Raw genomic sequence first — 22,923 nt, 5'->3', positions numbered from 1 at the left:
GCGCCACCTCAAGCATTTACAAAACAGCATGTTATAACTGGTCAGATTTCCAATAAAGCACCTACACAATAGAATTTGCGCAGCTCATTTTGAGCATAAATATCAAAAAAATTATAATTTTATTCGGAATATTCACATTATGAATAAGAAGCGTCTGTTTATCCGCTCAGCAGTGGCAATGGCTGTTGCAGCGAGCTCCACGTCAGCACTGGCTGCTGGCTTCCAACTTAACGCACAATCAGCAACAGGTATCGGCCGTGCTTTTGCCGGTGATGCTGTGATCGCAGATAACGCAGCTGTTATGGCACGTAACCCTGCGGCAATGGCCCTGTTTGATCAGAAGGCCTTCTCGATTGGCTTTGAGACCATCACAACTGATATCAAAGTCAGTGACGCTGAGTACTGTGGTGCGGCTTGCGAATTCACAGGTGGTTTGGTTCCTGCCACTCAAGTTGAGGATACTGACGATGTAGGCGGCACATCCGTCGCACCAAACGTCCACTTTATCATGCCACTTAACGAAAAGTTAGCTGTGGGTATCAATGCCTATTCTAACTTTGGCACCAAAACTGAGTTCTCTGATGACTATGTGGCAACTGAATACGGTGGTTTGACCGATGTGAAGAGCTTTAACCTCGGTCTTGCAGGCTCATATCGCTTGAACGACCAATGGAGTTTTGGTGCAGGTCTCGACATCATTTACGGTCAAGGCACAATGAAGCGTACCGCCAATAAAGATATTCCAGATATCGGAGGAATGGATCTGCTGAATGTTGACGGTGCCGACGGTTTTGCTGTGGGTTTCAATGTTGGTACGGTATACGAGCTGGATGAAAACAACCGATTCGGTTTTGCTTACCGTTACAGTCCAGAATTTGAAGCCAAAGATGACAAAGGCCAGAAGATCACTCTTCCTCTGCCTGATATCGCAGAATTCTCTGGCTTCCATAAAATTGAAGACACCAAATTCGCCGTCCACTATAGCGTTCAATACATTGGTTGGGGATCTTTCGATAAAATCGAATTTGAAAACCTTCAAGGCACAGTCTTGACTGGTTCATATAGCAAGCCGTACGAATGGCAAGATGGCTGGCACTATAGCATCGGTGGTACCTACTACCTGAACAATGATTGGACATTACGTGCTGGCTATATGTACGACACCAGTGCTCAAGATGAACTGACATCAATTTCTGTTCCAGACTCTGACCGTCAGTGGTTCTCTGCAGGTTTGACTTACAACCTTGATCAGAGCTCTACCATCGACTTTGGCTTTACTTATCTGATGGGTGAGAAGGTTTCTGTAAACGAAAGTACGCCAAACCCACTTAATGGGTCCACGCTGTCTTCTGTTTCCGCAACAACTCAAGCAAATGCGATTCTTATGGGTCTGCAATACAGCCGCAGCTTCTAATTGAATTAGAACACAGTGACTAAAGGGGAGCATTCGCTCCCCTTTTTGTTCGCTCAAATAAGTCCTAACGCAAACAACTTCAGTAAAACCAAGGCTTTTCAGCGTACACCAGTGCGCTTAACTGGCATTTATAATTAACACGTGTTCGCCGAAACTCAGCGTACACCTGTTCCAAACCACCGAACTTTCAGTGTCTTTTACTGAAATATATCAATCCGTCGATATATTTATCTAAATACATTCTCTCCCTATCATCAAAATTGCATATTGATTGCCTGTCAGTACCCTGTACCGACCACAATAATCAAGTAAATACTCTAATGAACAAGAACAAACTTCTTCCGCTGGCAATTGCTGCAGCACTTGGCTCTCTTTCTTCAACGTCTGCAATCGCAGCAGGTTTTCAACTGGCAGAGTATTCTGCAACTGGTCTTGGTCGCGCATATGCGGGTGAAGCTGCGATGGCAGATAATGCATCAGCCCAGTTCCGCAACCCAGCCATGATGACCTATCTGGAAGGCACCCAAGTTTCTACTGGCCTTATCTACGTTGATCCAAACGTGGATGTGGAAGGCACCATCACACAAACTGGTGAACACACATCATCTAAAGACTTTGCTGACTCAGCCTTTATCCCAAACTTTTACTTCTCTCATCAATTGAACGAGAAGGTTTATCTGGGTCTGGCACTGAGCTCCAACTTCGGTATGCACACTAAGCTGGATGACAACTTCAAAGGCACCCAGTTTGGTAATGAAGCGTCGGTCATGACCATGGAAATCAATCCAAACATCGCATACAAAATTAACGACCAGTTCTCTGTTGGTGCTGGTGTTAGATACGTATTGGGTGAAGGTAGCATTGGTGCAAAAAGCTCTGCAGATACAAAGCTTCTAAACATCATTCCGGTTGAAAAAGGTACAACCCTAAAATACATGGAAGGTGATGATACAGCTTGGGGTTGGCAGGCAGGTGCTGCATGGCAGATCAATGAGGACAGCCGTATTGGCTTTAACTATCGTTCAGAAGTTGACCTTAAACTTGAAGGTCACGCTGAAGGGCTAGGATTTAACCTATACAACGGCGGTACTTCCCCTTTAACCGAAATGGTGAAGTATGCAGGAAGCATGGATCTCACTCTACCTGCAACAGCAGAGTTGGCTAGTTTCCATCAACTCACTGATAAGGTTGCTATCCATGCTAGTGTAAACTGGACAGACTGGAGCACCTTTGAAAAGCTTGAAGCCAATGTTCCATCGCTAACAAAACCTAACCAACTGGTTAAACAAGAAAACTGGAAAGATAACTATCGTTTTGCAGTGGGTGCTACTTACCAGCTGAACACTAAAACCCAACTGCGCTCAGGTGTAGCATATGATACAGCTGCGGTCGACGACGCTAACCGCACCATTACAATTCCAGAAACTGACCGTCTTTGGTTAAGTCTAGGTGCAGGTTACAACTATTCAGACAACCTAACTTTGGACGCAGGTTTCACATATATCTTTGCAAAAGATGCAGACGTAAAAGAACCTCGCCCTCACATCAAAGATGAAGAAGAAAAACTTCCAGTAGCTTTCGGTGGTTCTTTCGAAGGCCAAACCTCTGGTAACGTTTGGCTGGCTGGTGTTCAAGCAACTTACCGCTTCTAATTACTGAGTAAATGTCAGATACAAAAATGCCACTCAATTGAGTGGCATTTTTTTGCGTAATTTTTAGTAGTCATCAATTTCGTCGAGCAGGTCATCATCAAGATAACTCTCATCTAGCTCTGGTAAATCGGCCGCCTTGCCGCCTCGGGCTTTAAACTCTTTATTCTGGAGGTAAGCATCACGTGCAAAGGCGTATGGATCCGGTGAGTTGGTCAGCAAGCTTTCCTGTTGAACCAGAGCCGCTCTGTCTTCCATCCCTTCAAACATCCATTTGAGGATAGATTGCGGAAGCGTTAACAGAGACAGCGGCGGATAAAGGCCATCGACCATATCCCCTGCTCCCTCACGCAACGTGATGGGTCCGTAAACGGGGAACATAAAGTAAGGCCCTTGCCCTATGTCGTAGTAACCCATGGCGTCACCAAACTGACGGTCAGAGATTTTCGGAACATTGGCAGCCGAAGCGATATCGATTAAACCACCAATACCAAAGACAGTGTTTAGCCAAAAGCGGTTAAAGTGGGTGAGAGCAGCATCACCATCAAGCATGACAATGCTGTTCACCATGCTTGCTGGCTCTTCGAGGTTACTGAGGAAATTAGAGATACCCGTTCGTGTCCAGCTTGGTACATAGTCGACATAAGCCAACGACACAGGCTTCGCGATATAAGGGTCTAGATAATCATAATTGACCGTCCACATCGCCCTGTTGAATCCTTCAAAAGGATCATTGGGATGCGAAATGTCGAATTCAGCATTGGTTTCAGCGTCAGCCTGAGATTCTTCCGGGGATTGGGCACAACCACTCAGTAAAACCAGCACGCCAACTGCCAGAATAAGTTGTTTCCACATTGTTATAACTTGTCCTTTAGGTAAAAAAGAGGCCGGTTAAATACCGACCTTTTGTCATTATTTTGGCAGTATAAAGCACTTACTGCTTTTGGTTAATCACTAACTGTGAACTTCCGCCGAGCTCAAACGGTACGGTTTCCCCAAACCAGTCACCGTCACGTGTCATTACGTTGCCGTCGTTGTCAATGCGGGCTTTCACCATCACCTCTGGCAATGAAGACATCAAACGCTCTGGGATCATGCTGTCCGCATCTGTCAGTTCAACTTCTACCGGGAAGCGGCTCAGCGGCAAACGCTTCGCTGCAACCGGCATTGGCGCACCATCCGCAGAGTGAACCGAAACAATCAATACACCTTCACTTGGCAATTGGACTTGTTCATCCAGCGAAATTGTCACAGAGACGGACTGCCCTTCGCCAGCGCCCATTTGTGCTTCTGCACGTTGAATGCTGCGATCCAACATAGAAATACGTGGATCGTCCGCTGGCAGCAGTTGTTTCATGGTAGACCAAGCAGCAACAGCCTCTTCATAAGCTCCGCGCTCAAAAGCATCAAAGGCCAGCAAAGAGAACGCTTGAAGGTTAGCGTGATCGACTCTGATCACTTCGCGCAGCAAGTTGCGTGCGGTATTGCTGTTTTGCTCGTCACCCGACAACATCAATGACTGTGCGTAACCCAGCTTCACGTCGCTGTCGTCAGGCATCAGGTTATAGGCTTTTGCCATCGCGCCTTCTGCTGTTTGTACATCACGGTTTGCAAGACCAATTCGGCCCAGCAATAGCCAACCCATCGCGTCATCTGGGGTTTGATGAAGCTTGGTACGAAGAGACAGCGTCAACTCCGCCATTTCCTGATCTGTCATCGGCTCATTGGTGTCAGACATCAAACGACGAGACAGATCCGGCAAGCGTGATGCCGTCTCCTGCCAGGAAACCACTTCACGATAGTTGCCCATAGTGTCGTACAAGCCATAGCTCATCAACACCATGATAAGGATGCCTGGCACCAAAACGACAAAAGGGACCTTACTTTGTGTCGCTGACTTCTCGTTGGCTGGAATGTCATCCAGCAATGACTGCTTAAGCTCAACTGCCAATTCATTCTGGTTTTCCACCAGACCTTCCTCGGCTTCTTCGTTAAGCTCTTCCATACGATCACGGAAGAAGGCTTTGTTCAGTTCATCGCGGCTCGCCGCTTCGTCCTGTTCCTTACCGCGGTAAATCGGCAAAACAAATAAGCCAACAGAGACCACCATCATTAAGGCTGTGATCAGCCAGAACCACATTTCAGTCATCCGTTGTTATCCTTATTTTTATTGTCAGCCGAGCCTTCATTGAGCAACGCATCCAGACGTGCCTGCTCTTCGCTATCTAGTTCAGCTTTAACGGTTTTCGCTTTAGGCTTGCGGCTGCGCATCACCAAGACAGTGAATCCGACCACCACAAACAATGCCGGGCCAGCCCAAAGAATCAATGTCGACGCCGTCAGTGGCGGGTTGTAAGTCACGAAGTTGCCGTATCGGTCAACCATGTAATCGACAATCTCGTCTTCGTTCTTACCTTGCTTGAGCATCTCATAAACCTTCAAACGAAGATCCTGAGCCAAGCCAGCATTGGAATCGGCAATATTATTGTTCTGACACTTAGGGCAGCGCAGTTCTTTGCCGAGTTTTTTGAAGGCCTCTTCTTGTTCAGGTGTGTCAAACTCATAAACTTCGATCGCTGCAGAGACTGTGAACGCAGCACTTGCAGCCAGCATGATTGCTAACAGAAAACGTTTCATTAGCCTTTTGCCTCCGCCAGCATTTGCTCGTACATCGGGCCTAATTTTTCGTTCCAGTTTCTATCATTCACATCACCGACATGACGGTAGCGAATCACACCATTGGCATCGATAAGGAAAGTCTCTGGCGCGCCGTAAACACCAAGATCCAGACCTAGCATGCCATCACCATCAAACAGGCTGACCAGATAAGGGTTACCTAATTGGTTGAGCCAGCCGATCGCTTTTACGCGATCGTCTTTGTAGTTAAGGCCAATGATTTTCACGCCATTGGCTGCCAACTCATTCAGGTAGGTGTGCTCTGCATAACAGGTAGGGCACCAAGTTGCCCACACGTTCAAAAGCAGAGGTTCGCCTTTGAAAATGTCCTGATCGTAAAGCTTGCCGGCTTGCGCCAAATCTTCCAGACGGAACGAAGGCACTGGCTTACCTACCAGCACTGACTCTAACTTAGTCGGATCATCACCTTCGGCGTTCTTGCCCAATTGCACAAAGAAGACACCAACCAACACCATAAACAGTGCAAACGGAATAAAGAGTAAAGGTTTGTTCACCCTTAAGCCTCCTTCACTGGCTCAGCAGACACTTCTGATTGAGCCTTCTTACGAAAACGGTAACGCTTGTCCGAAATAGCCAGCAAACCACCCAGTGACATCACCAGTGAGCCGAACCAAATCCAACGAACAAATGGTTTGTAGTAGATACGCACTGCCCAAGAGCCATCGTCCAAACGTTCACCCATTGCCACATAGAGGTCACGGGTAATGCCGCGGTCAATCGCCGCTTCGGTCATCATGGAACGCTGAACCGTGTAGAAACGTTTCTCAGCATGCAGTGTGTTTACGCGCTTATCGCCACGGTAAATATCAAAGTCCGCGATGTAACCGTCGTAGTTCGGACCATCTTTATCGCGAAGACCTGCGAAATGGAAATCGTAGCCTTGCAGTTCAATGCGATCGCCTGGTGCCATTTTCACGTCGCGCTCAATGTCATAGTTCTGAACCATTGCAATACCAAGCACGGTGATTGCCAGACCGATATGACCAAGCACCATTGCCCAGTGACTGCGACCCAGCTTACCGAGACCGGTGACGAAATCATGACGGTGAGTCGCACGCTGATACACCTCGATGCATGACAAAGTGATGACCCAAAGGCCCATCACCGCACCCAGCGCTGCCAACGGCATAAAGACATCAGCGAAAATCCACACCAGTGCAACACCCAGAACGACTGAAAGCACACCACTAAACAGCAGTTCCTTTTTCACGTTCTTTAGGTTGTCACGTTTCCAGCGGATCAGCGGGCCAATACCGAGAAGGAAGGCAAACGGAACTGATAGCCAAGTGAACAGAAGGTTGAAGAAAGGTTCACCAATGGAAACCGACCCCAGGCCAAGCTGTTTGTGAACCAATGGCAATAAAGTACCCAATAGAACAACAACCAGTGCAGCAACCAACAGAATGTTGTTTGCCAGCAGGACATTCTCTCGGGAGACCAGTTCGAAGTTACCGCGCACACGGACTTCTGACGCACGCAATGCATAAAGCAGCAGCGAGCCGCCGATAACCACCACAAGGAAGCCAAGAATAAACAGGCCACGGCTTGGATCAGAAGCGAATGCATGCACAGAAACCAGTACACCAGAACGTACCAGGAAAGTACCCAGCAAACTGAGTGAGAATGCAGACAATGCCAACAGTACAGTCCACGCTTTGAACGTGCCGCGCTTTTCCGTCACCGCCAATGAGTGCATTAACGCGGTACCCGCCAGCCAAGGCATAAAGGAGGCGTTTTCTACTGGATCCCAGAACCACCAGCCGCCCCAGCCAAGTTCGTAGTATGCCCACCAAGAGCCCAGTGCGATACCCAGTGTCAGGAATACCCAAGCTGCAGTCGTCCAAGGACGAGACCAACGTGCCCACGCCGTATCAAGGCGACCTGCCATCAAGGATGCAATCGCAAAAGCAAATGCCACAGAGAAACCCACATAACCCATATAAAGCATCGGTGGGTGAACAATCAGCCCCGGATCCTGAAGAAGCGGGTTGAGGTCACGACCATCAACAGGGAAATAAGGCAGTGTGCGCTCAAACGGGTTCGAAGTCAGAATGATGAACAGCAGGAAGCCGACACCAATCATGCCCATCACTGCCAATACGCGGGAGACAGACTCCAGTGGCATGCCACGGCTGAAAATGGCAACGGCCAGTGTCCAACCCGCTTGGATAAGCACCCAAAGAAGCAACGAGCCTTCGTGTGCACCCCAGACTGCCGTCAGACGGTAGTACCAAGGCAAGGCACTGTTTGAGTTACTCGCCACATAAGTGACCGTAAAGTCGTTAACGTAGAATGCCCAGCTCAATGCGATAAAAGACATCAATAGCATCAGGAACATGCCGATAGCCAATGGACGCGCGGAACGCATCATGGCCTGGTTTCCGACGTGAGCCCCCCAAAGAGGATAGATGCTCAGAAGGACGGAAAAACCAAGAGAGATAATAAGGGCGAAATGCCCTAATTCAGCAATCATTAGTAGCTACCCTGTTTTTGCTGCTCGGTGTATTCAAGCGGTTTATGCCCCTTGTTCATCGCTTCTGCGATTTCAGGCGGCATATATTCTTCATCGTGTTTCGCCAATACTTCGCTTGCGAACACGGTACGTTCATCAACCAGCACACCCTGTGCAACAATTCCCTGACCTTCACGGAAAAGGTCAGGCAGAATACCTTCAAATTCCACGGTGACTTCAGGGCCAACATCCGCAACACGGAAGCTCACTTTCAGAGATTCTGGGTCACGCTCCACTGAGTCAGTCACCACCATGCCACCAATACGCAGACGTTGACCGACCTCAGGTTTGGTACCATCCGGCTTACCATTCACCAATTCAGTCGGCGTGTAGAACAAGTCCATGTTTTGGTTCAATGCGTAAAGCACCAATCCAATCGTCGCGCCTACACCAAACACCAGGGCAAGAGCCAGCCCCAGTCGTTTCTTGCGTCTCGGGTTCATAGCGTGTTCTCCATTTTTTGGGCATTCTTAATACGTTGCTCTCGGGCAACTTTGTTTTTAATTTCTTTAAACAGTTTGCGTCGGGTGAAACGGGTCGCCAATGCTACCCAAGCCATCGCCACGAATGTAATGCCGAAGGCGCCCCAAACGTAACCAGCGTAACCACCCATCGCCAGAAATTCAGAGAAAGAATCGAAGTGCATGGTTATCCCCTCTCAACCAGTTCACGAACCCAAGGACGGTGCGCTTCACGTTGTAGAATTTTGTTTTTCAGCCCCATCAGCGACACGGCACCAAAGAACATAGCAAAGCCCAGAATATTCAGAAGCAAAGGCCACAACATATCTGATGCAATGGAAGGTTTCGCAAATTTAGTGATCGTCGCGCCCTGATGCAGCGTGTTCCACCATTCGACTGAAAAGTGAATGATAGGCAGATTAATCACCCCCACAATCGCCAGAATACCCGCAGCACGACCTGCAGTGCGGTCATCATCAAAGGCGTTGTAAAGCGCGATCACACCAAGATACAGGAACAGGAGAATAAGCTCAGAAGTCAGGCGTGCATCCCATACCCACCAAGCGCCCCACATTGGCTTACCCCAGATAGCCCCAGTCACCAGTGCAATAAAGGTAAATACCGCACCTACAGGCGCCATCGCCGCGGCTGCCCAATCAGACGTTTTGATTTGCCACACTAAGCCGATAAATGCCGCAATGGCCATCGACATATAAGCGCCCATAGACCAAATCGCTGCCGGAACGTGAATATAGATGATTCGGAAACTGTCACCTTGCTGGTAGTCCGAAGGCGCGAATGCCAGTCCCCAGATGGTGCCGGTGACCAAAGACAGGGCTGCCAAAACCACAAACCATGGCAACAATGTGTTACAGAGTTGGTAGGTTGCCTCGGGCTTGGCATAGGGGTGAAGCCATTTCCACATTGCAGATATCACTCTCAGTTAATATGTTGTAATAATTAGTATTATTGGACACTCACCCGCAGAGCAGCAGACACCGCAAACGGGGAAAGCGTGGCCGAACCTGCCAGCATCGCGCCCAAAATGGCTAGCTGACCGTTTATCGGAAATCCACCGGCTGCCATATCAATCGCCGATGTCGCGAAGATAAGCACCGGAATAAACAACGGTAAGACCAGAAGGCTTAGCAATGCGCCGCCCTTTCTCAGCCCTACCGTCAATGCCACACCAATCGCGCCAAGGAAGCTCAGCGTCGGCGTGCCTAACAACAGTGTTAGCACAACGGCTTTGTAAGCTTCCCAGTCTAAAGACAGTAATACCGCCAGAAGCGGACTTATGATCAATAGTGGCAGACCGGTCAGCAGCCAATGTGCGACAATTTTTGCGAAAACCAGAACTGACAAAGGTTCTGGCATCAGCAGCATCTGCTCTAACGAGCCATCCATAAAGTCATCACGGAACAAACGATCCAATGACAATACCGCCGCCAACAACGCAGCCACCCAGATAATCCCTGGTGCTATTTCAGCCAGTAAGTTGGGACCAGGTCCGACACCCAATGGAAACAAGGTGATGACAATGATGAAAAACCACAGTGGGTTCAGCATGTCAGATTGGCGACGAAACGCCACGAGCAACTCGCGACGGATCATGTGAAACATAGCTGATCCCATTACGCCCCCAACCTGATCCGGCGCAAACCCGGGTTGCCTTCGAACATATCTTGGTGGGTGGTAAACAACACCATGCCTCCATTATTTACATGCTGTTGAAAAAGGCTCTCAAGCACCTTTACACCCTGTTTGTCGATGGCGGTTAACGGCTCATCCAAAATCCAAAGTTTAGATTGGCTAATCCAAAGCCTTGCCAATGCAACCCGACGGTTCTGACCAGCAGACAGCTGCGCGGCAGGCACATCTTCCCGGCCAGCTAGCCCGACACGTGCCAATGCGTCCCAAAGACTGGCTTCATCCGCGTCACCATGCATACGCTGGTAAAATGCCAGATTTTCAAACGCAGTCATCTCACGTTTTACGCCAGTACTGTGGCCAAGAAACAGTAAATTGCCATAAAACTCTTCTCGGGCTTTATTCACCAATTCTCCGTCCCAGAAGACTTCGCCAGATTCCGCCAGCCCCAACCCGGCAATGATCCGTAACAATGTTGTTTTACCCGCGCCGTTTGGCCCTTCAATTTGGACAAGATCACCGGATGACACCGTAAAACTGAGATCTTCAAACAGCACCCTTTCATCACGGATACAGCTGAGCTCGCGCACTTCCAACATGAGAAATTGGCTTTCCCGATAAAGTTATGAAAAATTTGCCCGATAATACCATAGAGGCGTTTAAAGTCGTTAGCCGCGAGGTCTCGCTAATGTCACTCAAGCAATCAAATCCTACTGATTGATGAGGGCTGGGTATATGCGCTAAGCGTTAATAATTGTGAGTAAATATGAAAATCGACAATATCAATCACATCAATGCATTAGCGCAGGAAACATTGAAGAATGTTCCGGTTAAAAGCCTGCTTGATTTAGGGAAACCATTACAGCAACCCGGTCAGCAGCCCAATCTGAGCGATGGTCAGCGCTCCCAACTCTCTCAACTCTTGGCGCTTTTACCACTCCATTCACTGTTGAAAGGCACACGCAACGAAAACGGATCATTGCCGCCTGTGATGTTAACGCTGCTGAAGCAGCTCACCATGCCCGCTGATACAAAACAGGCCGCTAAATGGCTTGCGGAGCAGAAAGCGGATAAAGGGTTGCTGGAAGCATTGCGCCAGGCAACCGCACCAGCCAATGAGCAAGAAGGTTCGGGAAAGTTGAAATCTTTGCTGATGCTAATGGCTGAGCAGCGCATCAACGAGCAGACCAAACCCGGTGACTACCATTGGCTGTTTCCCTTCAGGGACAACAACCTCTCCCCGGTACACATTAACGTCGAGAAAAAGACCGGAAGAAAGAAGAAAAAGTTGCGCTGGTGCATCACGCTCAACCTGACTCTGGCAAAGAACCGTCACCTCACTGCGACAGCAGAACTTGAGGACAATTCACTTTCTCTCAGTTTTTCCACCGATGCTGAAGGCTTGAAAAAGCAGATTGAAACCGCCATGCCCAAACTCGAAGAAAAACTCGCCCAACATCAAATCGCGCTGCAGCAATGTGAAATCAATACGTTAGAAAGCGCACAGACGGAAACCATCTCGTCAGGAGTGAATATTCAGGTATGAAGAAAGCCAAAAGCGCAGTGGCGCTCAAATACGATGGTGTTAATGCGCCAAAGGTCTCTGCCAAAGGCTACGATGCGTTGGCTGAAAAGCTCATAGAGGAAATGGAGAAGAATGGCGGACTCATACATAGTGACGAAGCCCTGATGAATTGGTTGGCGGCATTGGAAGTGGGTGACGAAATCCCTGAACAACTCTACTTGGTGATCGCAGAATTAATTGCTTTTGCCTGGTACTTAGATGGAAAAACCCCGCCCGGATGGGAAGGGTCCATGGTCAACAAAACAGTTTGACGCTTTGGAATATCCGATTAACGCGTCATGCGTTGCTTTCTGATATTCAATAGAAGTTCTGCTTCTGCTTTCGGCAGATCACACTCTTCCATCAGTTCCCGCAGATCGGCACCAAGCTCCACCATTTTACTGGCACGGCTGTAGAGGCGACCGTCTGGGTCCTGCATTTCCATCTCGTTCTGTTTGTCGAGCAACTCATCAAAGCGCTGCGAGAGCTCAGCAAGTTTCTGGCTCATGCCAATAGAGCCTGCACGCAGTTCATTAAACTGCTTGGACAGGCCCTCATGCTGTTGACGGGCATTTTTATAAAGTAGCTCCATGGCCTGGAATTTTGCTTCCAGATTCTGGCGCGCTTTTTTTTCCCGTCTCAACATCAACAAGGCAACCACCGCGACACTCAGAGAGATGCCCAGTGGTAACCATTGCAACACCAAGTCGAGCATTACAGCATTGCCATCTCAGACCACTCTTCATCAGAGAGCAGTTTGTTCAGGTCAACCAGAATGAGCAGATGACCGTTACGGTTGCTCACACCTTGAATGAACTTGGCGCTTTCATCGGTACCTACGCTTGGCGTGGTGTCAATTTCAGACGTTTTGAGGTAAACCACCTCAGCCACACTGTCGACCATGATGCCAATCACTTGAGATTCTGCTTCAATCACGATCACACGTGTGTTGTCGGACACTTCACCTTGGGCAAGACCAAAACGTGAACGGGTGTCGATAACCGTCACGACATTACCACGCAGGTTAATGATGCCAAGAACGTAGTCTGGCGCACCTGGTACCGGCGCAATTTCGGTGTAGCGCAATACTTCCCGAACCTGCATAACGTTAATGCCGTAGGTTTCGTCTTCCAGCTGGAAAGTCACCCACTGCAAGACTTCGTCATTCACGTTTTCTTTTTGAACTTCAGCTACCTGAGACATTTATTTTCCTCTTTTCGTGCTGTGCTGCGTCACTTACGCCAACGCATTGGCATCAATACCCTGATTCAGCATGGCAATCAGCGCTTCGACGTGGATCAAGGCGCACATTTTTTCTTTGACTAATCCGGCCAACCAAGGCCGTTTGCCAGCTTGTTCGCGCCATCGCACTTGTTCTCCGTTGAGTGACTCTGTCCCCAGGAGGGCATTGCAAGCCAAGCCCCATTTGCTGTCACCCAAGATCACAATATAACTATAGTCATCGCGATGGTTGTTATCCGCTATTTTTTCCGGCATCACCCATTTGGCGGTATCGACGACATCCAACTGCTGATCCCGCTCTGTTTGCAGACCCAAATACCAATCGGGTCTGCCAATCAGGTGATTGCAGTCTTCGAGTCGGTGAATTCCCCCTAGTTCGGCAAGAGGAACGGCGTATGTCACGCCAAACGATTCGAAGAACAACACCTGAAACGCATATTCAGAAGCGATGTTTTGCCAAGGTGGTGCAACATCTTCCTCGGCCTGAGTTTCCGGCTCGTATGCGGTATCAGTCTCTATATCGACAGTTTCTGCCACTTCTTCAGCAACAGTTTCTTCAATTGCGACTTCAACCTCAGGCTCGGTGATAACCTCAGTGTCGAACGCTTCTTCGGCCACAGTATCCACTTCCGTTTCAACCATGGTTTCAAGCTCTTGCTCAACAGCGGTTTCCACTTCAACCGCCACTTCAGTATCAACGACAGTTTCTACTTCAACAGCAACGTCTGTTTCAACGTCCGTCGCGACTTCGGTTTCCACTTCCGTCTCAACGGTCGTTTCAACAAGCGCTTCCGTGAGAGTCTCGGTGTCCGTTTCTGTCAGAGTCAGCGCTTCAGTATAGGTTTCGACTGCCAGTTCGCTGTCGACAAGCACGTCCGTTTCCGTCAATTCCTCGACTTCCACTTCCATGTCTTCGTCCAACTTAAGCTGGCTCAGCAGTTTTTCTACCGAAGACATATCGCGTTTGTCTTTCGTCAGCGTCGCACCGCTGAATTTTTCAATCGGTTCCATCACCACAGGTTGCGGCTTCAGCTCAACGCTGGTCTCGCTGTCCTGCGGTGCTACATCCGTGTCATGCTGCTGGGAAAAGTAGTCTTCTTCCAGCAGGGCATCAAAATAGTCATCCAGCGCCTGAACACTGGATAAGGCACGGCTATCTTTCATCCTGTTCAAGTCGCTCCAGATAAGAGAGCAGCGTTTTATAGGCAAACACGCCGCGACAGTTTTTTGCGTAATACGATGGCGGCATGTGTTTTAAACTGGCATCGCGGAATTTGGTATCAATCGGTACCGCGGACGTCCAAACCTGATCCGGATAACGCACTTTAAGCTCTTGCAGTGTTTCCAAAGAAGCGCGGGTACGCTTGTCGTACATGGTCGGGATTATGCAAACCTTGAACGCTGACGCGCGGGACTTTTGCATGATTTGCAACGTCCGCACCATTCGCTCCAAACCTTTCATGGCCAAGAACTCGGTTTGCACAGGGATCAGAATACGGTTACTTGCTGCCAGCGCATTCACCATCATCACGCCGAGAATAGGCGGACAATCAATCAACGCATAGTCATATTCATCTTCAAGACATGCCAGGGTTTTCTTCAGCATCAAACCCATACCACCGCGGTTGCCCATGGCGCGATCAAGCGTTGCCAGAGACATGTGCGATGGCAAAATATCGAGGTTTTTGTACTCGGTATTCAGGATCAGCGGTTTGACGGTATCACGATTGATAGTTTGCAATTGGAACAGGTCGAACAAGGTGCGTGGCAACTGCTCCGAATCGTAATTCAGATACGTTGTCAGCGAAGCATGCGGATCGGTATCGATCAGCAATACACGCTTGTTCTTTTCACTGAGAAGCCCAGCGAGGGTAATGGTGGTGGTGGTTTTCCCCACGCCCCCTTTCTGGTTTGCAATGCTCCAGACTATCACAGCCGCTCCTTAAACGAGGTTGAGCTCAACGAGAATACGCTCGGTGATACGATCCAACGGCAAGTCTTCGGTTGAAATTCCCGCTTTAGCAACGGCTTGCGGCATACCGTAAACAACACAGCTTTCTTCGTCCTGTGCCCATACCGTTGAACCTTGTTGTTTCAACAATCTTGCACCGTCTCGGCCATCTGCGCCCATACCCGTCAACACCATCGACAATACTTTGTCGTTGTAGACTTTGGCTGCAGAGCCGAAGGTTACATCTACGCACGGCTTATAGTTCATACGATCGCCGCCGTCGATAATTTTCACACGTGCCGCCCCAGGGCGTCCATCGATCATCATCTGCATGCCACCCGGTGCCAGATAGGCGGTTCCCGGTTGCAATGGGTCGCCATCTTGCGCTTCTTTCACTGTAATTTTGCAAAGGCCATTGAGGCGCTGGGCAAAAGCTGCCGTAAAGGTGGAAGGCATGTGTTGAATAAGCACGATAGGCATCGGGAAATTCGCAGGAAGTCCCGTCAGCACTTTTTGCAGTGCGACCGGGCCACCTGTTGACGTACCAATCGCAACCAACTGGTAACGCTTGCCACTGGCTTTGAAGCGTGCTGCAGCAGAAGCGGGCCTAGTAGCTGGTGCAGTAGGCGCAGGTGCCGCTGTGCTTCCCCCGGTTGCCGGGCGCACTGGCGCTCGCGCAGTAGGAGCCGCCGTTGGCGCAGCCGTAGCAGGTTTTGCAGATGGGGCTGGTCTTCGCATAAACGCGCGCTTGCGGGCAATTTCGCTTACGCGCTGTTGTAGCAACGAGACCGCCTCATCACGGTTACGAGCAATGTCTTCGAATTTCTTTGGCAGGAAGTCGAGCGCGCCCGCGTCCAAGGCATCAAGTGTGGCTTTTGCCCCATCGTGCGTTAGCGAAGAAAACATCAGTATCGGCGTTGGATTGCTCTGCATGATCTCTCGAACCGCAGTAATACCATCCATCACAGGCATTTCGATGTCCATCGTGATGACATCAGGTTTCAGCTGTGCTGCCTTTTCAACTGCCTCTTTCCCGTTAACCGCACAATCAATGACTTGAAGGCGAGGATCCCCGTTAATAATTTCACTAACACGGCGGCGGAAAAAACTTGAATCGTCCACCACCAAAACTTTCACTGCCATGTCATTCCTTATGATTTTATCGGCCTGCGTATCGCTTGAGCAGATTCGGCACATCAAGAATCAAAGCGATGTGACCATCACTGGTGATGGTTGCACCCGCCATACCCGGCGTACCTTGCAACAATTCATCCAGCGGTTTGATAACCACTTCTTCTTGCCCAATCAGCGAATCGACCACGAAGGCTACTGGCTGGTGTCCCATTTGAATGATAACCACATGCCCGACCTCGCGATTCACCGAACCACGGCGAGGACACAGCCAATCTTGCAGATAGAAAAGCGGAATCGCTTTCTCTCTCACAATCAGGGTCAGTTGACCATCAACCGTATTGGTTTTAGATAGGTCCAAACTGATGATTTCATTCACATTCGACAATGGGAACGCGTATGGGTTGTCACCGATACCGACCATCAGAGTCGGCAGGATTGCCAGCGTCAGAGGCACTTTGATTGAGATAATGGTGCCGCGGCCCAGCTCTGAGTCGATAGAAATGGTACCGTTCAGTTGGGTAATCGCCGTTTTCACCACATCCATGCCTACACCACGACCTGAGATATCTGAGATCTCGGTTTTGGTTGAGAAACCTGCTGCAAAAATCAGGTTGTAGGCTTCGGTATCGCTTAGGCGTGCAGCTGCATCTGCATCCATCACACCACGTTCAACGGCGATGGAGCGAAGTTTCTCTGCATCCATACCGCCACCATCATCTTCGATGGTCAACAGAATGTGGTCACCTTCCTGCGAAGCCGCAAGGGTAATCGTACCTGTACGTGGTTTGCCTTTTTCCTCTCGGACATCCGGCATTTCAATACCGTGGTCAACCGAGTTACGCACCAAGTGGACCATTGGGTCTGCCAGTGCCTCAACCAGGTTTTTATCCAAGTCGGTTTCTTCACCGCGCATTTCGAGCACGATGTCTTTTTTCAGGCTTCGCGCCAAGTCACGAACAACGCGAGGGAAACGGCCAAACACCTTCTTAATTGGCTGCATGCGCGTTTGCATCACAGCACCTTGCAGGTCAGCGGTCACCACGTCGAGGTTGGTCACGGCTTTCGCCATGTTTTCGTCGTCGCTGCTTGCACCAAGGCTGACCAGACGGTTACGCACCAGTACCAGCTCACCCACCATGTTCATGATGGTGTCGAGTGTTGAGGTGTTAACACGTACAGTCTGTTCGACTTGAGGTGCAGGCGGCTTTTTGTCGTCAGTTTTTGCTGGCGGCTTAGCAGCCGGCGCAGGCGGTTTCGCTGCAGCAGGCTCTGCTTTTGGTGCTGGAGCTGGTGCAGGTTTTGGCTCTGCTTTCGGCGGCGGAGGTGGTGCCGAAGCCGCAGGGGCTGCACCACTGGCAATAGGGCTTTTACCCTTGCCGTGCAAATCATCCAACAGCTTTTCAAATTCATCGTCAGTTATTTCATCACTGGCAGGGCTTTCTACTGACGCGTTTTGTGGCGGTGGTGTTGCTGCTTCTGCCGCGCCGCCAGCCAGTGGGCCTTTACCCGTGCCATGCAAGTCATCCAGCAGTTTTTCGAATTCATCGTCAGTGATGTCATCGCCACCACCCGCCGCGTCGGCTGCTGGTGCAGGTGCGCTGCCACCGGCTTGCGGGCCTTTGCCTGCGCCGTGAAGTTCATCCAGAAGTCGATCAAATTCGTCATCTGTAATTTCGTCGACAGAGTCACCAGCAATCGCTTCACCGCCTTCAGCAGGGGCTTCAGCCACCACTTCTGGTTCAGGTTCTGGCTCTGGTTCCGGCTCGGGTTCTGGTGCAGGGGCAGCCGCTTCTACCGCTTCATCTTCTGATGCAGGACGGCTGTATCTGTGTAGTGCCTCAATCAGTGCCGGGTCTGCCGCTGGGACTGGCTCGCGCTCCTGAACACAAGCGAACTGCTCGTTAACCGTGTCCAACGACTGGAGGATAGTATCCATGACATCCGCAGTGAGTTCGCGGCCACCGTTACGCAGGTTATCGAAGATATTCTCTGCACCGTGACAGGTTTCTACCAGTTCGGTGAGTGAAAGGAAACCTGCACCACCTTTAACGGTATGGAAACCACGGAAGATTGCATTGAGCAGGTCTCTGTCATCCGGTGTTTTTTCCAGATCGACGAGTTGCTCCGACAGCAACTCCAAAATCTCACCGGCTTCAATTAAGAAGTCCTGGAGGATTTCTTCATCCATTTCAAAACTCATAACGCACCCCTAAAAGCCCAGGCTGGAAAGCAGGTCATCGACGTCATCCTGACTTTGCATCACTTGTTTCTCTTGACGCTCTTTCTCGGAGACCACTGGACCTTCAGCCACAATGCCAGATTGCTGTTGTTCTGCTTCTGTTTCTGGTTCTTTCTGCTCTTCGTCAAGACCAAAGGCAGTGAGGATTTCAACCAGTTGTTTTTCTACTTCTTGCACCAATTCGATGACGCGGCGAATAACTTGTCCAGTCAGATCCTGGAAGTCTTGAGCCATCAGAATTTCGGTCAGTTGACCGTGGAGTTTGGTGGTATCTCCTTCGACTTGTGTCAGTAAACCATCGATTTGGTGACACAAATCTTTGAAACTTGTTATGTCAATCCGCCCCCCCATAAGGTTGTTCCACTGAGGTCGAACCTGGGCAAGGCATTCTTGTAGGTTGTCGGCGATAGGAAGGGTTGCTTCCACTGCATCCATAGTTCGGTTCGCAGCAAGTTCCGTTTTTTCCATCACGAAGTTCAGGCGATCTTTCGCATCTGGAATCTCGCTGGTAGCCAGATCACTGACGCGAGGATCTAAACGGAAGTTGGACAACGAGTCATGCAGTTGCCGGGTCAGTTTTCCTACCTCATTGAAGAGCGGATTGCGCACATCACTGGCCAGCTTAGCCAGTAATTCATTCGCGCCGTCCTGATTCCCTTCTTCGAGCAAACTGACCAATTCTTTAGCTTGGTCGAGAGTTATCATCTAAATAATCCTTCACTGCGCGAAGAGGAAAATCACATGCGCTCGAAAATCTTGTCCAGCTTTTCTTTGAGCGTAGCGGCAGTAAACGGCTTGACGATGTAACCATTCACACCAGCCTGAGCAGCTTCAACAATTTGCTCACGCTTAGCTTCTGCGGTGATCATCAGCACTGGAAGATGCTTGAGCTCATCATCAGCACGGATGTTCTTCAGAAGGTCAATACCCTGCATGCCAGGCATGTTCCAGTCAGTAACGACGAAATCAATACCGCCTTTCTTGAGGATTGGCAGTGCTGTTAAGCCGTCATCTGCTTCAACGGTGTTGTTGAAACCCAGATCTCGAAGGAGGTTTTTTACGATACGGCGCATTGTTGAAAAGTCATCAACAACGAGGATTTTCATATTTGTGTTCAAAGTGGCCTCCAGTGAGGTTCCTTATTATTGTAGAAACTTACTTCGACCAAGCGGAAAGCTTGGTCCGTAACCGCTGCATTGCCTGATTTTGTATCTGGCAAACCCGGGATTCACTCACCCCGATAATGGCCCCTATCTCCTTGAGGTTAAGTTCCTCGTCGTAATAGAGAGAGAGTACCAAAGCTTCTCTTTCAGGAAGTCCGCGGATGGCATTCGCTAAGTGCGATTTGAAGCTATCCCCGGCAACCTCCTCAAAGGGAAGGTTTTCGTCGCGATGACTTTCTGTTACGAAAGCATCTTCTGAGACGCCCAGATCATCGATACCAATGAGTCTGCCTGCATTGATGTCGTTTTGAGCCTGATAGTATTGATCCAGACTCATCCCCAGGCGTTTCGCTATTTCTTTATCGTTAGGGTCTCGCCCTAACTCGCCTTCCAGCTGTGAAATCACTTCGCTGATCTGACGGTTATTCTTATGTACCGAGCGCGGTACCCAGTCACCTTTGCGGATATCGTCCAACATCGCGCCGCGAATGCGGATACCGGCATAGGTTTCGAAACTCGCCCCTTTTGAAGGGTCGTAGTTTTGTTGCGCTTCGAGCAGGCCAATCATGCCCGCCTGAATGAGATCTTCAACCTGCACATTCGGGGGCAAACGGGCGATCAGGTGGTGGGCAATTCGCTTCACTAATGTGGAGTATTGCTCAAACACCGTCTCCGTTGATGCTCCAGTCCTGCTGTAGGTGAGCGCCCTATTCACTGAGGTAATCCCCCGCTGCTTCGTCTCGAACCAGCAGTCTCTCAACAAAAAACTCTAAGTGTCCGCCCGGGTTTCGTGGCACAGGCCAGGTTAGGGCCTTGTTTGCCAGCGCATTGAGTGCAAGCGCGGCTGGAGACTTAGGGAACGCATCAATCACGACACGTTGCTTCTTCACAGATTGACGCACATGCTCGTCAAGTGGAACACATGCTACTAATTCTAGATTAGCATTTAAAAATCTTTCTGTTACACGAGTTAATTTTGTAAATAAATCGCGACCCTCGCGATAACTGCGCACCATGTTGGCGACAACCTTGAAGCGGGTCACGCCATGTTCACGGCTCAGCAGCTTGATCAGGGCGTAGGCATCAGTGATAGAAGTTGGCTCATCGCAAACCACAATCAATACGTCCTGCGCCGCGCGGGAGAAGCTCAACACCATGTCAGAGATACCTGCCGCGGTGTCCACCAGCAGTACATCGACATCTTCTTCAAGCGTACCGAATGCACGGATAAGACCTGCATGCTGCGCGGTGCTCAACTCTGTCATTCCACGCATGCCTGAGGACGCAGGAATAATTTTCATGCCATGTGGACCTTCAACAATAATGTCTTTCAGGTCGCAGACGCCTTGCATCACGTGGCTGAGGTTTTTACCTACCCGCAAGCCCAGCAGGACGTCGACATTGGCCAATCCTAAGTCAGCATCCAACACCATCACTTTTTTACCTTGCTTGGCCATGGCTGCTGCCATACCCAAAGTGATGTTGGTTTTACCCACCCCGCCTTTACCACCAGTAACAGTAATAACTTTGGTGCGAGTCGGGTTGGTCAGGCGGCGGAGGCCGCTTGCTTGATCATGCATGGTTGTCTCAATCATAAAAGTCCGCCGCATTCGACTCTGGTACATCATGACTCCAGAAATGGTTTCGCTGCTCTGAATCTTGATCCATCAGTTCACTCGCCTTGTTAACCAGGTATCTCCCACTTGCCTGGCGAATGTCCTCGGGTACACGCTGGCCATCAGCCAGATAGGTAACCGGAAGGGCGTTTTCTATGGTCACACTCAATAATTCCCCCAGACTGAGGGATTCATCCAACTTCGTCAGTACACACCCGGAGAGGGGAATACGTCGGAAGTGATCAATAGTCTCCTGCAGCACGCGACGCTGAGAGGTCGCTGGCAATACAAGAAGGCTTCGGATATGTGAACCACTGTTTTGGATAAGAGTATCAAGTTGTTCTGATAGCCTCAGATCTCGCTGGCCCATGCCTGCGGTATCCAACAGGATCAGTCGACGGTGACGTAACTGATACAGTATATCGGCCAGTTCATCCGCATCTTTAGCAACTTTTACGGGGCAACCCAAAATTCTGCCATAGGTTGCCAATTGCTCATGTGCGCCGATACGGAAGGTATCGGTTGTCACAAGGGCAATTTCTTCAGGGCCGAAGTCCATTGCGGCTCTGGCTGCTAGTTTTGCGATGGTCGTTGTTTTGCCCACACCGGTAGGACCAAGCAGTGCAATCACACCGCCTGACTCCAGTAGGTTCTCACTGGTGGTAATGACTTGATCTGCCACTAAATCCAGTAACTCCGACCACGCTTCATTCGGTGGTGTGTCTTCTGGGATATAACCCGCTAGCTGGTCAGCCAGTACCGGAGAGATACCCATTTTTTCCAGACGTTTGATCAGCATGGCGCGAAGCGGTTCTTTGCGCTCCACTTCCTGCCACATCAGACCGGAAAGCTGGTGCTCAAGCAGGCTGCGAATCGTCGCCATTTCTTTGCGCATCGCTTCAATTTCTTCGTTGCCCTGACGCGAAGGCTGACGACGCTGTTCGGTGCGCAACTCAAAACGGTCATCGCGACCCGGTGCGCGGCGATCCTGCTCGTCACGTTTTTGACGTAACAGGCGCTCAATCTCTTGCCCTTTTGCCTGTTGCTGAGCGCGGGAGAAACCATTGTTGCCGTTGTTTGCCCCGTTGCGGTTGCCGTTGTTCTGTCCGTTGTGACCATTTTGGCCATTCGGACGGCGGGCAGGCGCAGCGTTGTAGGTATTTTCGTTTTGACGAAGACGGGCATCATTTTGACGCGCCAACAATGCGCTTAAAGAATCGGCTTCCTGCTGAGGTTCATCGGTTGCGCTATTTTCCGGCAGTTGCGACTGATAGCGGTCAAGCAAGCTGGAGAACTTGCTGCCCAGTGCGCCGCCAAGTGGTTTGCGCGCAGCTTCTTTGCTGATGTCACGGCGCAGATGCACAGTATCGTCAGCGAGCCGGCGTGTTTGTTGAGCGCGGTCCATGCTCTGCGCCATCTGCGTTCTAGCCGCTTCTTTGCGCACATCACGGGTTGGTGCGTCAGTATCTACTGCCGCCACGATTTCGACACCGCCAGTCACTTTTTTGTTGGACATGATAACTGCGTCTGCGCCGAGTGCTTCTTTCACTTCGGCCAGCGCTGTTCGCATGTCTTTGGCAAAAAATCGTTTAATCTTCAAAATCGTCGTCCTGAGTTACTGATGCCGCACA

General features: G+C 50.0%; 25 protein-coding genes. 4 read left to right on the top strand and 21 right to left on the bottom strand.

Annotation, left to right across the window (positions count from 1 at the left end):
• Positions 1-139 precede the first annotated feature (139 nt).
• A complete protein-coding gene (locus tag RN22_RS02415) occupies positions 140-1,414 on the top strand; it encodes an outer membrane protein transport protein (protein ID WP_046302938.1) in 1,275 nt (424 codons plus the stop codon).
• A 320-nt stretch (positions 1,415-1,734) separates the two neighbouring features.
• Positions 1,735-3,066: an outer membrane protein transport protein gene (locus RN22_RS02410; protein ID WP_046302937.1), complete on the top strand. Its 1,332-nt coding sequence runs from the start codon at positions 1,735-1,737 to the stop codon at positions 3,064-3,066.
• Between the two features lie 63 nt (positions 3,067-3,129).
• On the opposite strand, the gene RN22_RS02405 is transcribed toward RN22_RS02410, so the two are convergent.
• The 10 genes from RN22_RS02405 to ccmA all read right to left on the bottom strand — a co-directional run bounded on the left by RN22_RS02405 (position 3,130) and on the right by ccmA (position 10,982).
• Positions 3,130-3,918 (bottom strand): MlaA family lipoprotein, encoded by a 789-nt coding sequence (locus RN22_RS02405; RefSeq protein WP_046302936.1) that lies wholly within the window; start codon positions 3,916-3,918, stop codon positions 3,130-3,132.
• A 79-nt stretch (positions 3,919-3,997) separates the two neighbouring features.
• Positions 3,998-5,212: a c-type cytochrome biogenesis protein CcmI gene (gene ccmI / locus RN22_RS02400; RefSeq protein ID WP_046302935.1), complete on the bottom strand. Its 1,215-nt coding sequence runs from the start codon at positions 5,210-5,212 to the stop codon at positions 3,998-4,000.
• Positions 5,209-5,700, bottom strand: coding sequence for a cytochrome c-type biogenesis protein (locus tag RN22_RS02395; RefSeq protein WP_002537826.1), 492 nt, complete (start codon positions 5,698-5,700; stop codon positions 5,209-5,211). The genes ccmI and RN22_RS02395 overlap by 4 nt, the downstream gene beginning before the upstream one ends.
• Complete coding sequence (locus RN22_RS02390; protein WP_002537828.1) at positions 5,700-6,254, bottom strand: DsbE family thiol:disulfide interchange protein; 555 nt, start codon at positions 6,252-6,254, stop codon at positions 5,700-5,702. Before RN22_RS02390 ends, RN22_RS02395 begins: the two co-directional genes overlap by 1 nt.
• Positions 6,255-6,256: 2 nt before the next feature.
• Positions 6,257-8,233: a heme lyase CcmF/NrfE family subunit gene (locus tag RN22_RS02385; protein WP_046302934.1), complete on the bottom strand. Its 1,977-nt coding sequence runs from the start codon at positions 8,231-8,233 to the stop codon at positions 6,257-6,259.
• On the bottom strand, positions 8,233-8,715 hold the full coding sequence (ccmE, locus tag RN22_RS02380; protein ID WP_002537831.1) for a cytochrome c maturation protein CcmE: 483 nt from the start codon (positions 8,713-8,715) through the stop codon (positions 8,233-8,235). The genes RN22_RS02385 and ccmE overlap by 1 nt, the downstream gene beginning before the upstream one ends.
• The gene (gene ccmD, locus RN22_RS02375) at positions 8,712-8,918 is read right to left on the bottom strand and encodes a heme exporter protein CcmD (RefSeq protein WP_002537832.1); all 207 of its coding nucleotides are present in this window, start codon (positions 8,916-8,918) and stop codon (positions 8,712-8,714) included. Before ccmD ends, ccmE begins: the two co-directional genes overlap by 4 nt.
• A 2-nt stretch (positions 8,919-8,920) precedes the next feature.
• Complete coding sequence (locus tag RN22_RS02370; protein ID WP_046302933.1) at positions 8,921-9,658, bottom strand: heme ABC transporter permease; 738 nt, start codon at positions 9,656-9,658, stop codon at positions 8,921-8,923.
• A 41-nt stretch (positions 9,659-9,699) separates the two neighbouring features.
• Positions 9,700-10,368, bottom strand: a complete 669-nt coding sequence (ccmB, locus tag RN22_RS02365; RefSeq protein ID WP_039849818.1) for a heme exporter protein CcmB — start codon at positions 10,366-10,368, stop codon at positions 9,700-9,702.
• Positions 10,368-10,982 carry a cytochrome c biogenesis heme-transporting ATPase CcmA gene (ccmA, locus tag RN22_RS02360; protein WP_046302932.1) on the bottom strand — a complete coding sequence of 205 codons (615 nt, stop codon included), beginning with the start codon at positions 10,980-10,982 and terminating at the stop codon, positions 10,368-10,370. Before ccmA ends, ccmB begins: the two co-directional genes overlap by 1 nt.
• A gap of 167 nt (positions 10,983-11,149) precedes the next feature.
• Here ccmA and RN22_RS02355 point away from each other — a divergent pair, with 167 nt between their 5' ends.
• Complete coding sequence (locus RN22_RS02355; RefSeq protein WP_046302931.1) at positions 11,150-11,929, top strand: flagellar hook-length control protein FliK; 780 nt, start codon at positions 11,150-11,152, stop codon at positions 11,927-11,929.
• Positions 11,926-12,219 carry an EscU/YscU/HrcU family type III secretion system export apparatus switch protein gene (locus tag RN22_RS02350; RefSeq protein ID WP_002537839.1) on the top strand — a complete coding sequence of 98 codons (294 nt, stop codon included), beginning with the start codon at positions 11,926-11,928 and terminating at the stop codon, positions 12,217-12,219. The genes RN22_RS02355 and RN22_RS02350 overlap by 4 nt, the downstream gene beginning before the upstream one ends.
• 17 nt (positions 12,220-12,236) lie before the next feature.
• Here RN22_RS02350 and RN22_RS02345 read toward each other — a convergent pair whose 3' ends face one another.
• From RN22_RS02345 to flhF, 11 genes are read right to left on the bottom strand one after another with little or no spacing between them, the layout of a single operon-like run.
• Positions 12,237-12,662 carry a DUF2802 domain-containing protein gene (locus tag RN22_RS02345; protein ID WP_002537840.1) on the bottom strand — a complete coding sequence of 142 codons (426 nt, stop codon included), beginning with the start codon at positions 12,660-12,662 and terminating at the stop codon, positions 12,237-12,239.
• Positions 12,662-13,150, bottom strand: a complete 489-nt coding sequence (locus RN22_RS02340; protein ID WP_002537841.1) for a chemotaxis protein CheW — start codon at positions 13,148-13,150, stop codon at positions 12,662-12,664. Before RN22_RS02340 ends, RN22_RS02345 begins: the two co-directional genes overlap by 1 nt.
• Positions 13,151-13,183: 33 nt before the next feature.
• Positions 13,184-14,353, bottom strand: a complete 1,170-nt coding sequence (locus tag RN22_RS02335; RefSeq protein ID WP_046302930.1) for a chemotaxis protein CheW — start codon at positions 14,351-14,353, stop codon at positions 13,184-13,186.
• Positions 14,343-15,122, bottom strand: a complete 780-nt coding sequence (locus RN22_RS02330; RefSeq protein WP_002537843.1) for a ParA family protein — start codon at positions 15,120-15,122, stop codon at positions 14,343-14,345. Before RN22_RS02330 ends, RN22_RS02335 begins: the two co-directional genes overlap by 11 nt.
• Before the next feature lie 9 nt (positions 15,123-15,131).
• Complete coding sequence (locus tag RN22_RS02325; protein ID WP_046302929.1) at positions 15,132-16,283, bottom strand: chemotaxis response regulator protein-glutamate methylesterase; 1,152 nt, start codon at positions 16,281-16,283, stop codon at positions 15,132-15,134.
• A 16-nt stretch (positions 16,284-16,299) separates the two neighbouring features.
• Positions 16,300-18,474, bottom strand: coding sequence for a chemotaxis protein CheA (locus tag RN22_RS02320; protein WP_002537847.1), 2,175 nt, complete (start codon positions 18,472-18,474; stop codon positions 16,300-16,302).
• Positions 18,475-18,483: 9 nt separating this feature from the next.
• Positions 18,484-19,218, bottom strand: coding sequence for a protein phosphatase CheZ (locus RN22_RS02315; protein ID WP_002537848.1), 735 nt, complete (start codon positions 19,216-19,218; stop codon positions 18,484-18,486).
• 32 nt (positions 19,219-19,250) lie between these two features.
• Positions 19,251-19,619 carry a chemotaxis response regulator CheY gene (gene cheY, locus RN22_RS02310; protein WP_002537850.1) on the bottom strand — a complete coding sequence of 123 codons (369 nt, stop codon included), beginning with the start codon at positions 19,617-19,619 and terminating at the stop codon, positions 19,251-19,253.
• A gap of 49 nt (positions 19,620-19,668) precedes the next feature.
• Entirely contained in the window at positions 19,669-20,391 is a 723-nt protein-coding gene (locus RN22_RS02305; protein ID WP_039849820.1) for an RNA polymerase sigma factor FliA, read from the bottom strand.
• The gene (locus RN22_RS02300) at positions 20,384-21,271 is read right to left on the bottom strand and encodes a MinD/ParA family protein (protein ID WP_046302928.1); all 888 of its coding nucleotides are present in this window, start codon (positions 21,269-21,271) and stop codon (positions 20,384-20,386) included. The genes RN22_RS02305 and RN22_RS02300 overlap by 8 nt, the downstream gene beginning before the upstream one ends.
• A complete protein-coding gene (flhF, locus tag RN22_RS02295) occupies positions 21,264-22,892 on the bottom strand; it encodes a flagellar biosynthesis protein FlhF (protein ID WP_046302927.1) in 1,629 nt (542 codons plus the stop codon). Before flhF ends, RN22_RS02300 begins: the two co-directional genes overlap by 8 nt.
• Positions 22,893-22,923 lie beyond the last annotated feature (31 nt).

The sequence above is a fragment of the Grimontia sp. AD028 genome (assembly GCF_000973155.1).
GTDB classification, from domain to species: Bacteria; Pseudomonadota; Gammaproteobacteria; order Enterobacterales; family Vibrionaceae; genus Enterovibrio; species Enterovibrio indicus.
This window is presented reverse-complemented; position numbering and strand designations above follow the sequence as displayed.